This window comes from Duganella caerulea (genome assembly GCF_040362985.1).
Classification (GTDB): domain Bacteria; phylum Pseudomonadota; class Gammaproteobacteria; order Burkholderiales; family Burkholderiaceae_D; genus Rugamonas; species Rugamonas vulcania.
Genome location: NZ_BPWJ01000003.1, coordinates 490,545 through 504,544 on the forward strand (window position 1 = coordinate 490,545; position 14,000 = coordinate 504,544).

Consider the following 14,000-nt stretch of genomic DNA (forward strand, 5'->3'; position numbering starts at 1 on the left):
ATTGACACACCACCATGACTTCTACGCTCCCGCATACCCCAATGGCTAACGCGATCCGCGCGCTGGCAATGGACGCCGTCCAGAAGGCCAATTCCGGCCACCCAGGCATGCCGATGGGCATGGCCGAGATCGCCGTGGCGCTGTGGAGTGGCCATTACAGCCACAACCCGGCCAACCCGAAATGGGTGAACCGCGACCGCTTCCTGCTGTCCAACGGCCATGGCTCGATGCTGCACTACGCGCTGCTGCACCTGTCGGGCTACGCGGTGACCATGGACGACATCAAGTCCTTCCGCCAGATGCACTCGAAAACCCCGGGCCATCCGGAAGTCGATGTCACGCCGGGCGTGGAAACCACCACCGGCCCGCTGGGCCAGGGCATCGCCAACGCGGTCGGCATGGCGCTGTCCGAGTACCTGCTGGCGGCCGAGTTCAACAAGCCGGGCCTGGACATCGTCAACCACTACACCTACGCGTTTGTCGGCGACGGCTGCCTGATGGAAGGCATCTCGCACGAAGTGTGCGCGCTGGCCGGCACCCTGGGCCTGAACAAGCTGATCGCGCTGTATGACGACAACGGCATCTCGATCGACGGCAAGGTCGAAGGCTGGTTCACCGACGACACCCCGGCCCGTTTCGAAGCCTACGGCTGGAACGTGATCCGCGCGGTTGACGGCCACGACGTGGCCGCCGTCTCGGCCGCCATCGCCGCCGCCAAGACCTCGAGCAAGCCGACCCTGATCTGCTGCAAGACCATCATCGGCAAGGGCTCGCCCAACCTGCAGGGTGGCGACAAGGTGCACGGCGCCGCGCTGGGCGACAAGGAAGTGGCCGCCGTCCGTGAATACATCGGCTGGAGCGCCGCGCCGTTCGAGATCCCTGCCGACGTCTACACTGCCTGGGACGCCAAGGCCGCCGGCGCCGAGCGCGAGAGCGCGTGGAGCGCCAAGTTCGCGCAATACAGCGCCCAGTTCCCGGCCGAAGCCGCCGAGCTGACCCGCCGCATGGCCGGCGAGCTGCCTGCCGCCTTCGAAGCCACGCTGGCCGCCGGCATCGCCGCCTGCGTCGAGAAGAAGGAAAACATCGCCACCCGCAAGGCCAGCCAGAACGCCATCCAAGCGCTGGCGCCGGTGCTGCCGGAATTCCTGGGCGGCTCGGCCGACCTGACCGGCTCCAACCTGACCAACTGGAAAGAGTGCGTGGCGCTGCGTTCCGGCAAACCAGGCAACCACATCAATTATGGCGTGCGCGAATTCGGCATGTCGGCCATCATGAACGGCATTACGCTGCATGGCGGCTACATCCCGTTCGGCGCCACCTTCCTGACCTTCTCGGACTACAGCCGCAACGCGCTGCGCATGGCCGCGCTGATGAAGCTGCGTTCGATCTTCGTGTTCACCCACGATTCGATCGGCCTGGGCGAAGACGGCCCGACCCACCAGTCGGTCGAGCACATCTCGTCGATGCGCCTGATCCCCAACCTGGACAACTGGCGTCCATGCGACACCGTCGAATCGATGGTGGCATGGGGCGAGGCGGTCAAGCGCAAGGCCGGTCCTTCGACGCTGATCTTCTCGCGCCAGAACCTGCCGTACCAGGAGCGTTCGGCACAGCAGATCGCCGACGTCGCCCGCGGCGGCTACGTGCTGAGCGAAGTGGCGGACGCCAAGGTCACGCTGATCGCCACCGGTTCCGAGGTCGAGCTGGCCGTGGCGGCCGCTTCCGCGCTGGCCGCGGAAGGCATCGCCGCGCGCGTGGTGTCGATGCCGTCGACCGATGTATTTGACCGTCAGGACGCCGCCTACAAGGCGAGCGTGCTGACCAAAGGCTTGCCACGCGTGGCAATCGAAGCCGGCGTGACCGATTTCTGGTACAAATACGTCGGTCTGGAAGGCGCGGTGGTCGGCATCGATACCTTCGGTGAGTCGGCCCCGGCAGGCGTGCTGTTCAAGCACTTCGGCTTCACGGTGGAAAACGTCGTGGCGAAAGTCAAATCTGTCATTGCATAATCTATAATTGCTTGTTGCATTACCTATTTTTCTAATCAGGAGCATAGTATGACGATCAAAGTTGCAATCAATGGCTACGGCCGCATCGGCCGCAATGTGCTGCGCGCTTTCTACGAAGGCGGCAAGAAACAAGACATCCAGATCGTTGCGATCAACGATCTGGGCGATGCCAAGTCGAACGCTCACCTGACCCGCTACGACACCGCCCACGGCAAGTTCCCAGGCACCGTGACGGTGGACGGCGACAACATGATCGTGAACGGCGACGTGATCCGCGTGTTCGCGCAGCGCAACCCTGCGGAAATCCCATGGGGCGAGCTGGGCGTGGACGTGGTGCTGGAGTGCACCGGCTTCTTCACCACCAAAGAGAAGGCTTCGGCCCACCTGAAGGGCGGCGCCAAGAAAGTCATCATCTCGGCACCGGGCGGCAAGGACGTCGACGCCACCATCGTGTACGGCGTCAACCAGCACGTGCTGAAGTCGACCGACACCGTGATCTCGAACGCGTCGTGCACCACCAACTGCCTGGCCCCGCTGGTCAAGCCGCTGAACGACGCCATCGGCGTGGAAACCGGCCTGATGACCACCGTGCACGCCTACACCAACGACCAGGTGCTGAGCGACGTGATGCATGAAGACCTGCGCCGCGCCCGTTCGGCCACCATGAGCATGATCCCGACCAAGACCGGCGCAGCCGCCGCGGTCGGCCTGGTGCTGCCTGAGCTGAACGGCAAGCTGGACGGTTTCGCGATCCGCGTGCCGACCATCAACGTGTCGCTGGTCGACCTGTCGTTCATCGCCAAGCGCGACACGACCGTGGACGAAGTCAACGCGCTGATGAAGGCCGCCGCCGAAGGCGCGCTGAAGGAAGTGCTGACCTACCAGACCGAACCGCTGGTGTCGATCGACTTCAACCACAATCCTGCCTCGTCGAACTTCGACTCGACCCTGACCAAAGTGTCGGGCCGCCTGGTCAAGGTATCGTCGTGGTACGACAATGAGTGGGGCTTCTCGAACCGCATGCTGGACACCACCGTGGCGCTGATGACCGCCAAGTAATCCGGCCGGCATCAAGAAAAACCCATCGGCACGGAACGCGACTTGAGCGCGTTCCGGCCGGTGGGTTTTTTTTATGCCTGGCCGCTACAGCGACACGCGCAAGCCCAGGTAGTAGCGCCGGCCGATCGCGTCGTAGGTCGAGGTATCGGTCTCGGTGCCGGTGACGCTGCCGGGCAGGCCGCTGATGATGGGCGGCGCCTTGGCGTTGAAGACGTTGTCCATGCCCAGGTACAGTTGCACAGACTTCTTCACGTCGTAGGTGAACTGGAAATCGTTGTAGGTGCGCGACCCCACGCCCACCGTGCCCGGCGCGATGCTCAGGCTTTTCAGGAACTGGTCGTCCAGCGAGACCGGCCCGGTGTAGGTGGCGGTCCAGTTCACGCCGTACGGCCCCCATTTGTATGCCAGGTTGAGGCCGGCGCGGTTGCGCGGCGCGTTGGTGTTGGCCGCCGTGACTTCGCCGACGTCGCTGTTTTTCTCCGCCTCCGGCGTGGCCTTTTGCCACAGCTGGCGCAGCCAGGTCCAGGCCAGGCGGGCGCTCAGGTTGCCCGGGCCGACCTTGTCCGCCCAGGAGGCCGTGACGTCGACGCCCTCGGTGCCGAAGCCGCCGCTGTTGGTGGCGGCGACATTGCTGTATTGGATGGAGCCGGAACTCAGGTTGCCCACCGGCGCCGGACGGCGCGTGATGAAGCTGCAGAAGGTCTGGTTATTCTGGTTGTAACATTGATCCAGCGCATATTGACGGTCGGTGCTGACGATAGCGTCCGCGATCTTGATGGTGAAATAGTCGACCGTGAAGGTGAAGCGGCGCAGCATCGGCACCGAACGCGGCGTCACCACCAGGCCGATGGTGGTCGAGCGGCCCTTTTCCGCCTTCAGATTGGGGTTGCCGGTGTCATAGCCGCTGATGCCCTGCTGGTCGGCCTGGTTCAGCGTGAAAATGCCGCCATGTGCCGCCATGTTGGCGGCAACGCCCGGCGCGTTGCGGCAATTGACGGCCAGCGCGCTGGTCCCGGACGACGATACGCCCTCGCAGGGGTCAACCAGTCCGGCGGGGAAATCCTGGGTGGGCGCCTGGAACAGCTCGTTGATATTGGGCGCCCGCGTCGATTGCGCGCGCGTGCCGCGCAGCTTGACGTCCGACGTGACGCCCCATTCCAGGCCGGCGTTCCAGCTGTTGGTGCTGCCGACGGTGGAATAGTCGCCATGGCGCACCGTGCCGAGGAAGCTCAGGTCGCGGGCGAACGGCCGGTCCTTCAACAGCGGCACCCTGGCTTCGACAAACAGCTCGCGCACCAGGAAATTGCCGAACGTGGGCGGCAGGGCATTGCCGGCGTTCAGGCCGGATTGGGTCAGCGGGTCGGGAATCGCGCTGGAATCCTCGCTGCGCCATTCGAAACCGGTGGCGATGCCGATGCGGCCGGCGGGCAGGCCGGGCACTTCGCCGGTGACCGAGCCGCCCACCAGTTTCTGGGTGATCGCCGTTTCCAGCGAGCCGGGCGCGGTCACATATTTGAGCGCGGCCGGCGTGATGCTGTTGTAGCCGAAAATACTGATCGGCACGCAACCCTCGGCCACCGCATGCGGATCGCGGCACACCGGAGTGCCGTCGGGGCCGGGAATCGCCTCCAGCGCGTTGCGCAAGCTCATGACATTGACCTGGCCGCTGGAGTTCTGCGCCTCCTTGGTCTTGCCGTAGGAGAGGTAGGCTTCGTAACTCCAGTCGCGCACCGTGCCTTTCAGCCCGGTCGCCAGGCGGAAGGTGTCGCGGTCCACGGTCGAGTGGCGCGGGCCGAACTCGGACAGGCGGCGGGTGAAGAAGTAGTCGGGCAGGCCGTCGCCGTCGGTGTCGCTGATGCGGTCGTACAAATACTCCGGCACCAGCGGATTCTTGACCAGCACGCCGTTGACGAGCGAGGCGGCCGGCACCTGGCCGCTGGGCTTGTACACCTGGTCGGAGCCGAGGGGGAAGGGTTCGATATTGGTATCGACCTTGGACGAGGCATACGTGCCCTCGAAAAACGCGCTGTGGTTCTCGTTGAAGGCCCAGTTGCCGTTGGTGGCGAACAGGTAGCGCTCGGTCGGCACGGCGATCAGGCGGTAGGCCGAGCGGTTGAAACCGGTGGCGCCGGCACCGGTGCCGGGCGCACCATTTTGCTTCCAGGGGATAATGTTGTTATTTGCATCATAGGTGAAATCCTCGGTGTCGCCGAAGAAATGGCCTTGCGGTGCGTAGCCGGAAAAGTTGGGCCGCTTGGCCACGAAGGCCAGTTCCGGATGCTTCTGGGTGATGGCCGAGGTCTGGTCGACGGCCGAGGCGGGGCGGTCGCGCGAGTACACCGCGCCCTGTTTCGAGTAACCGAAATGCCCCATGACGTTGCTGGCGCCGTCGGCGCTGGTGGTGCCGAAAGTGAGCGCCAGTTTCTTTTTATAATCGTCGCCTTCGTTGCTGCGGCCGGTCTGCGCGTCGAATAACAGGCCGCTAAAGTTTTTCTTCAGAATAATATTAACCACGCCGGCCACGGCGTCCGAACCATAAGTGGCCGACGCGCCACCGGTTAATAATTCCACCCGTTCAATAAAATCCGTTGGAATAGTATTGAGGTCGACGGCAGTATCTCCGGGCACGCCGGAAACAAATCGCCGGCCATTAATTAATACCAGGGTGCGTGAATCACCGAGGTTTCTTAAATTAACAGTCGATACGCCGGCGCTCGATGTCTGGAAATTGGAATTGGCGCGGCTGAGGGTTGGCGTACCCATGGTCGGGTTTTTCTGCAGCAAGTCTTGTAGATTCGTCGCACCGGACGCGGCAATATCCACAGAGTTTAATACCTGCAATGGCGAAGGCGATTCCGCCGCCGCCGAGGCGATGCGGGAGCCGGTTATCAGCACCTTCTGCATGGGTTCTGCGGTTTGCTGGCCGAAGGCGGCTTGTGTGCCCAAAGCCAGGCCGCCAAGACAGAGCAGGCGTATCGCGCGGGCGATCGAAGTTTCATTATTCATTATCCGACTCCTAGGGTGTATCGCGGTTATTTTTGAGTGCCACCGCATATAGACTGACTAGGCTGCCGAAGAGTTCCCGACGATCATAAGCTCGATTCTGGCATTTACATGCCAATTTTTAGCTTGTTTCCAGAGTGAAGGCGAAAAAAAACCGGGACATCGTCCCGGTTGTTCGCTCGCGCGGCTGCGTTGTTGGCTGCGTTGTTATTTGTAGATGCCGGAGCCGACCAGCATATCGTCGACTTTTTCAATGTAGCCGGATTTGGCTTCCACCGCCTTGGTGACCGGATTCGGCCATTTGAAATCCACCCAGCCTTTACCCTTGGATTTTGCGAGGTCGACCATTTCTTTAATCATCGGCTTGCCTTCATTATCCTTAAGGCCAATCAAAGGCTTGCCGACCATTTTAGGATTATTACCGTGGGCTAATGCCACGCCATTCAAATCATAAACATAAATATACAGGTCGCGGTCGTGGAAAGTCGTATTGGCCGGATCGGAAATGGCGGCGAAGGCTTTTTCCTTGCCATCGGATTTAATCAGGGCAACCGCCTTTTTAACCATGGCGACGGCTTCGTCGGGCGTACCCTTGTCGGCGGCCAGAGCGGTCGATGACATTGCAAACAAGCTCAAGCTAAGTGCCGCGGCACCGAATAAAGCTTTCATATCACTTCTCCTTTGAGTAAAACTGCGACGGCGCTGCGCGCTCTGATGTTTGTGGATTTCAATATTACTGCAGTTAATGAATTTAAATGGGTTCACACACAATGTACGCAAAGATATCGTTGTTATGTGGCAACGTTGTCACCGAAGATAGTGCGCCACAAGGCAGTCACATCGGCGGCCTGCGCGGCCACCAGTTGCGGATCGACGCGGGCTAAGTCCTGGCCTTGCAGACGCAGTTGGTGTTGCAACTTGCGCAACTGTCGATAGGCGTCGGCCACGCGCGCCGCCAGTCCCGCGTCGATCAATCCCAGCTCGCCGCACATTTTTAAAAGTGCAATATTGCCGAAGTTGGCGGTCAGCTGAGGGTAGGCCGCGGCGTGCTGCAGCACCAGGAACTGGACGATGAACTCGATGTCGATCATGCCGCCCGGATCCTGCTTCAGGTCGAACAGCTCGCTGTGGTTCGGCTTGGCGTCGACCATGCGTTTCCGCATTGCAATGACTTCCTGCTTCAGCGGGCCGTCGGCCGGGCGTTCCTTGCGCAGCACCGCTTCGCGGATCTGCTCGAAACGGGCGCCGATGGCCGCGTCGCCGGCGCAGAAGCGGGCGCGGGTCAGCGCCTGGTGCTCCCACACCCAGGCCGAGTTGCTCTGATACTTTTCAAACGCCGACACGCTCGACACCAGCATGCCGCTGGCGCCGTCCGGGCGCAGCGCGGTGTCGATGTCGAACAGGATGCCGGCCGAGGTGTGCGATGTCATCCAGGTAATAAAACGCTGCGCCAGCTTGGCGTACTGGGCCGGCGCCTCCTGGTCGCTGTCGTCGTACAGGAAGATTACGTCCAGGTCGGACACATAGCCCAGCTCCTTGCCACCCAGTTTGCCGTAGGCGATCACCGCGAACTGCGGCACTTCGCGGTGGCGCGTGGCCACCGTCTGCCAGATCGCCTTGATGGCGGCGGCCACGATGGTGTCGGCCAGCGCCGACAGGTGGTCGGCCAGCTTTTCCACCGTCAGGTCGCCAGCCAGGTCCTGCGCCAGCAGGTGGAACAGCTGGGCGTGGTGGATTTCGCGCAGGATGTCCATCAGCCGCTCGGTGTCGCCCGGCGCCGAGGCCAGCTGGGTTTCCAGGTCGGCCGCCAGCGCCACTGGGTCGAACACGGCGTTCCGGACCCGGTCATCCAGCAGCTCGTCCAGCAGGATGGGGTGCTGGCTGAGGAATTGCGCGGCCCAGCCGCTGGCGTGCACCATGCGGATCACCCGCGCCAGCGTGTGCGGATACTCGGTCAGCAGCGACAGGTAGGCCGAACGGCGCGCGATCGCCTCCAGGAAATCGAGCAGCCGGCCCAGCGTGGCCTGCTGGCTGCCGCCGCTCGACTCGCGCGAGCACTGGACGATCAGCGGCAGCGCCGCGTTGACCAGGCTCAACAGCCGGTTGCGGCTGGCTTCCGGCAGCGATTGCAGCCGTGGCGCCTGCCAGGTCGAGATCAGGCGCTTGGCCGCGCCTTCGGGATCGTCGAAGCCCAGCGCGGCAAAGCGCGCCACCATGGCCTCGCGGTTGTCGGGATCGGCGCACTCGTTGCTGGACTGCGGGTTGATGTCGCCGTCGCTGCCGCTGGTCTTGTCCGAGAACATCTCGTCGAACTGGCCGGCGACGAACTGGCGGTGGGCTTCCAGCTGGGTCAGCAGGGTGGCGGTGTCGGCCAGGCCCATCATCTGCGCCACCAGCAGGCGGTCGGCGTCGTTGGCCGGCAGCGTGTGGGTCTGGGCGTCGTCCATGTATTGCAGGCGGTGCTCCAGATTGCGCAGGAAGGTGTAGGAAGCCAGCAGTTGATAGACGATGGCGTGGCTTAGTAGGCCTTTCTCGGCGATGATGCGCAGCGTGGTGCGGGTCGAACGGTCGCGCAGGGCGGCGTCGCGGCCGCCGCGTATCAGCTGGAACACCTGCGCCAGGAACTCGATCTCGCGGATGCCGCCGCGGCCCAGCTTGACGTTGTTGCTGCGGTCCGGGTGCAGCCGCTCTTGGCGGTTCACCTCGGCGCGGATCTGCGCGTGCATGTTGCGGATGGCGTCGATCACGCCGAAGTCCAGGTAGCGGCGGAACACAAACGGTCGCACGATGGCCTCCAGCGCGGCGATATCCTCGCCGCGGCCGGTGACGGCGCGCGCCTTGACCCAGGCATAGCGCTCCCACTCGCGCCCCTGGACGATCAGGTATTGCTCCACCATGTTCAGGCTGGCGGCCAGCGGGCCGGAGCCGCCATTCGGTCGCAAGGCCATATCGACGCGGAACGTGTAGCCATCTTCCGTTATCTCTGACAAAGCCGCGATCAGCTTCTTGCCCAGGCGCACAAAGAACTCGTGGTTGGACAGGCTGCGCTGGCCCGGCCCGGCCACGGTGTCGCCGTCCTCCGGATAGACGAAGATCAGGTCGATATCCGACGACACGTTCAGTTCGCCGCCGCCTTGCTTGCCCATGCCCAGCACGATCAGCTCCTGCTGCTGGCCGGAATCGCGGCCGATGGGCGTGCCGTGCGCGGCGACCATCTCTGCGTAAATCTCCTCCATGTGCCGCTGGATGGCGAAGTCGGCGAAGCGGGTCATGGTTTCCACCACCTCGGCCAGGTTGGCCTTGCCTTCCAGGTCGCGGCGGATCAGCACGCACACCAGCAGGTTGCGCAGCCGGCGCATGGCGCGCATCAGCGGCAGCGGCGGGGCGCCCTCGGGCACGGCGGCGGCTTCTTTTGCTAAATAATCAGCAAGATTGATCTGGGCAAGCGATAATTGCGATAAATCATCAGCCTTGGCGGCGCGGTCGGGAGCGGCTGCCAGCCAGCGCTGGTAAAAACGTGAGACGGTTGGTGCAATCATTGGCAACGTGTTTCCTGATGCAAAGTTGATCGGTAACGAAAGTAACGCTCTGTAAAGCATGTAAAACCGGCGCGGGTCTGCCCTAAGTGGCGCTGTTCCCCCGGGGTGATACGGTAGAATTGCTGCGCAGGCATAAAAGCTTGGAACCGAGTTTAGCGATTTATTTGACGCATGGCCTGATTTATTAGCTTATTGATGCAAAAACCAGAAGAGGAGACTGTGACAGGCGAGGGCCCTTTGGCTGCGCGCTGGCACCGGCTGCGTGCGGCCTATCGTTTCTGCAACCTGGCCACCCATCACGTGCTCGGCTTCACGCTGAAGCTTTTCCTGCTGCTGTATTTCGCCTTCGCCATCCTGTTCCTGACGCTGCGCTACGCGGTGCTGCCGAATATCGACCACTACAAGGGCGACATCGAGCGCGTCGCCAGCAGCGCGGTGGGCAATCCCGTCACCATTTCCCGTATTTACGCCTCCTGGCGCGGCCTGCGCCCCAGCCTGTTCCTGGGCGACGTGGTGCTGCACGACCAGCTGGGCAACCAGGCGCTGGCCTTGCCGAGCGTGTCGGCCACGATCTCGTGGTGGAGCGTGCTGGCCGGCGCGGTGCGCTTCGAATCGCTGGAGCTGGTGCGTCCCGAGCTCGACGTGCGGCGCGAGGCCGACGGCCGCCTGTACGTGGCCGGCATCTACATCGACCTGCACAAGCCCAGCGACGGCAAGGGCGCCGACTGGCTGCTGTCGCAACGCGAAATCGTCATCCGCGATGGCCGCCTGCGCTGGACCGACCTGCAGCGCAGCGCGCCGCCGCTGGCGCTGGAAGGCGTCAACATCGCGCTGCGCAACCAGTGGCTGCACCACCAATTTGCGCTGAAGGCCACGCCGCCGGCCGCGCTGGCCGCGCCGCTCGACCTGCGCGCCGACTTCACCCATCCCGCCTTCGGCGCGCGCGTGTCCAACGTGTCCATGTGGAAGGGCGAGGTCTACACCGACCTGCGCGACACCGACCTGCAAGCCTGGAAGCCGTGGCTGGATTTCCCGTTCGAGCTCAACAGCGGCGGCGGCTCGCTGCGCGCCTGGATCAGCATCGAGCAATCGCGCCTGACCAGCTTTACCGCCGACGTCGGCCTGCGCGACGTGTCCGCCGTGCTGGGCAAGGACTTGCCGATGCTGGACCTGCGCCAGCTGACCGGCCGCCTGGCCGCGCGCGAAGACATCCCGTCCACCGCGCCGCTGGTGCGCAAGGGCGGCGAGCGTCCGCGCTTCGGCGCGCTGGGCCACAGCATCGAGCTGAGCAACCTGACGCTGACCACCAGCGACGGCCTGGTGATGGCGCCGACCTCGCTGTCCGAACACTACACACCCGCCGCCGGCGCCAAGCCGGAGCGCTATGAAGTGCGCGCCCGCCAGCTGGACCTGCAAACCATGGCCGGCCTGGCCGAGCGCCTGCCGCTGACCGAGCACCAGCGCAAGCTGCTGGCCGACATGGCGCCGCGCGGCCTGCTGCAGAATTTTTACGCCGAATGGCAGGGCACCTTCCCGGCCTTGCAGACCTACCGCTTGAAGGGCGACCTGGTCGGCCTGGGCCTGAAGCCGCAGCCGCCGCGCCTGGCGCAGCCCAAGACCGCCAAGACCCCGGCCATCGCCGGCATGCCCGCCATCCCCGGCTTCGACAACCTGACCGGCGCCATCGACGCCACCGAGAAGGGCGGCAGCTTCAGCCTGGCCTCGCAGCAGCTGGTGCTGCAGATGCCGGACTACTTCAGCGAACCGTCGATGCCGTTCGACCACCTGAACCTGAAGGCGCGCTGGTCGTTCGAGCCGGACAACCAGCTGCTGTTCGAGATCGACAGCATGGACTTCCTGCAGCAGGGCCTGAGCGGCACGCTGCAAGGCTCGCACCGCATGCCGCTGGCCGGCAAGGGCGTCGGCAACGTCGACCTGACCGGCACCCTGAACGGTTTCCAGATCAACCGCATCGACAACTACCTGCCGATGCAGACCCCGCACGACCTGCGCGCCTGGCTGACCGGCGCGCTGGAAGGCGGCGTCGCCAGCGAGGTGACGGTGCGTCTGCGCGGCGACCTGGCGCACTTCCCCTTCCACAGCGAGGCCGACAAGGCGCGCGGCGAGTTCCGCGTGGCCGGCAAGCTGACCGAGGGCAAGCTCAATTACTCGCCAAGCCACTTCCTGCACGACGGCAAGGAGCTGGGCAAGGACGGCAAGCCGCTGCCGCTGTGGCCGCAGGCCGAGCACATCAAGGGCAGCTTCGCGTTCGACCGCGCCCGCATGGAAATCCGCGGCGACACCGCCACCACCGGCGGCGTCGCGCTGTCGGGCGTGAAGGCGGTGATCCCCGACCTGACGATCCACGATTCGATGCTGGAAATCGACGGCAACGCGGCCGGGCCGATGCAGGAATTCCTCAAGTACGTCGCCAACAGCCCGGTGCTGGAATGGATCTCGCACTTCACCGACGAGACCCAGGCCAGCGGCAACGCCAAGCTGGCGCTGAGCCTGCGCCTGCCGCTGTCGCACCTGATCGACGCCAAGGTGCAGGGCGCGCTGCAACTGATGAACAACGACATCACGCTGATGAACGACCTGCCGCCGGTGCTGGCCTCGCAGGGCAAGATCGAGTTCAACGAGCACGGCGTCAACCTGAACCAGCTGTCGGGCGCCTTCCTGGGCGGACCGGTCAGCATCACCGGCGGCAGCCAGAAGGACAACTCCATCGTCGTCAAGCTGGGCGGCCTGATGACGGCCGACGGCTTCCGCAAGACCTATCCAATGCCGGCCATGCAGCGCCTGGCCAGCCACTTCTCGGGCGCCACGCGCTACAGCGGCACGGTCACGGCGCGCGACCACCAGGTGGTGGTGGCGGTCGATTCCACCTTGAGCGGCCTCGGCATCGAACTGCCGGCCCCGGTCAGGAAGGCCGCGCCGGACGCGATGCCGGTGCGCTTCGTGCTGACCAGCGCGCTCACGCCGGACGCCGCCGGCGCCATCCACGACGACATGCGCATCGGCCTGGGCGCCAACATCGCCGCGCGCTACCAGCGCCAGAAAATCGGCAAGACGCCGTGGAAGCTGGTGCGCGGCGGCATCGGCGTCAACACGCCCGCGCCCGAGCCCGACAGCGGCATGGCCTTCAACATCAGCCTGCGCGCGCTGAACGTCGACTCGTGGCTGGACTTCGGCAACGAGATCGCCGGCAAGGCCGACAGCGCGCCATCCTCCGCCGACAGCGCCGACATCGCCCAGTACGTGATGCCGGACTCCATCGCCGCGCGCGCCAGCGAGCTGGTGATCGGCGACCGCAAGCTGGAGAACGTGGTGGTCGGCGTCAGCCGCCAGAAAACGGTGTGGCAGGCCAGCATCGATTCCACCCAGGCCAACGGTTACGTGACGTGGAGCGAACCGTCCACCGGCCAGGGCCTGGGCAAGGTGACGGCGCGCCTGTCGTCGTTGGTGATCCAGGAGTCGGCCTCGAAGGACGTGCAGGATCTGCTGGACGGCAAGAGCGCGGCCGCCACCATCCCCGCGCTGGACGTGGTGGTCGAGCGCTTCGAATTGTTCAACAAGCCGCTGGGCCGGCTGGAACTGCAGGCCAGCAACGCGCAGACGCAGAACGCCCGTGAATGGCGCATCGGCAAGCTGTCGCTGGCCAATCCGGACGGCGAGCTGAAGGGCACCGGCAAATGGGTCACCAAGGATGGCGCCCACACCACCAGCCTGAACTTCAATCTCGACATCGCCGACGCCGGTAAATTGCTGGACCGCTTCGGCTTCGCCGGCACGCTGAAGAACGGCAAGGGCACGCTCAACGGCGACATCGCCTGGAAGGGCCTGCCGTATTCGCTGGACCTGCCCAGCCTGTCCGGCGACATCAAGCTGAACGTGGAAAAAGGCCAGTTCCTCAAGCAGGACCCGGGCGCCGCCAAGCTGCTCGGCGTGCTCAGCCTGCAAGCGCTGCCGCGCCTGCTCAAGCTGGACTTCCACGACGTGTTCTCGGAAGGGCTGGCGTTCGACGGCATCACCGCCAACGCCGCCATCAACCGCGGCATCGCCAAGACCGACAACTTGAAAATGCACGGCGTCGCCGCCACCGTGCTGATGGACGGCAGCGCCGACATCGCCAACGAAACCACCAACCTGCATGTGGTGGTGATCCCCGAAGTGAACCTGGGCACGGCGCCGCTGGTGTACGCGCTGGCGGTCAATCCGGTGATCGGCCTGGGCAGTTTCCTGGCGCAGCTGTTCCTGAGTGCGCCGGTGATGAAGGCCTTGACCTATCATATGCAGGTCACCGGGCCGTGGAAGGCGCCGGTGGTGACCAAGCTCGACGCATCCAAAGTGGAAGTGCCCGCCAAGGGCGCCAATTGAACGGGACAAC

General features: G+C 64.3%; 6 protein-coding genes. 3 read left to right on the top strand and 3 right to left on the bottom strand.

Going from position 1 to position 14,000, the window contains the following annotated elements; translation table 11 throughout:
• Positions 1–14 precede the first annotated feature (14 nt).
• Both tkt and gap read left to right on the top strand, forming a co-directional pair.
• Positions 15–2,009 carry a transketolase gene (tkt, locus tag ACUJB0_RS11470; RefSeq protein WP_444845335.1) on the top strand — a complete coding sequence of 665 codons (1,995 nt, stop codon included), beginning with the start codon at positions 15–17 and terminating at the stop codon, positions 2,007–2,009.
• Between the two features lie 48 nt (positions 2,010–2,057).
• Positions 2,058–3,068: a type I glyceraldehyde-3-phosphate dehydrogenase gene (gap, locus tag ACUJB0_RS11475; protein ID WP_008445703.1), complete on the top strand. Its 1,011-nt coding sequence runs from the start codon at positions 2,058–2,060 to the stop codon at positions 3,066–3,068.
• An 84-nt stretch (positions 3,069–3,152) separates the two neighbouring features.
• Here the strand turns inward: gap and ACUJB0_RS11480 are convergent, their stop codons facing one another.
• From ACUJB0_RS11480 to glnE, 3 genes are all read right to left on the bottom strand, one after another.
• Positions 3,153–6,122 carry a TonB-dependent receptor domain-containing protein gene (locus ACUJB0_RS11480; RefSeq protein ID WP_444845336.1) on the bottom strand — a complete coding sequence of 990 codons (2,970 nt, stop codon included), beginning with the start codon at positions 6,120–6,122 and terminating at the stop codon, positions 3,153–3,155.
• 156 nt (positions 6,123–6,278) lie between these two features.
• A complete protein-coding gene (locus ACUJB0_RS11485; protein WP_444845337.1) occupies positions 6,279–6,740 on the bottom strand; it encodes a cache domain-containing protein in 462 nt (153 codons plus the stop codon).
• 122 nt (positions 6,741–6,862) lie between these two features.
• Positions 6,863–9,610 carry a bifunctional [glutamate--ammonia ligase]-adenylyl-L-tyrosine phosphorylase/[glutamate--ammonia-ligase] adenylyltransferase gene (gene glnE / locus ACUJB0_RS11490; RefSeq protein WP_444845338.1) on the bottom strand — a complete coding sequence of 916 codons (2,748 nt, stop codon included), beginning with the start codon at positions 9,608–9,610 and terminating at the stop codon, positions 6,863–6,865.
• Between the two features lie 195 nt (positions 9,611–9,805).
• Here glnE and ACUJB0_RS11495 point away from each other — a divergent pair, with 195 nt between their 5' ends.
• Positions 9,806–13,990: a YhdP family protein gene (locus tag ACUJB0_RS11495; protein WP_444845339.1), complete on the top strand. Its 4,185-nt coding sequence runs from the start codon at positions 9,806–9,808 to the stop codon at positions 13,988–13,990.
• Positions 13,991–14,000 lie beyond the last annotated feature (10 nt).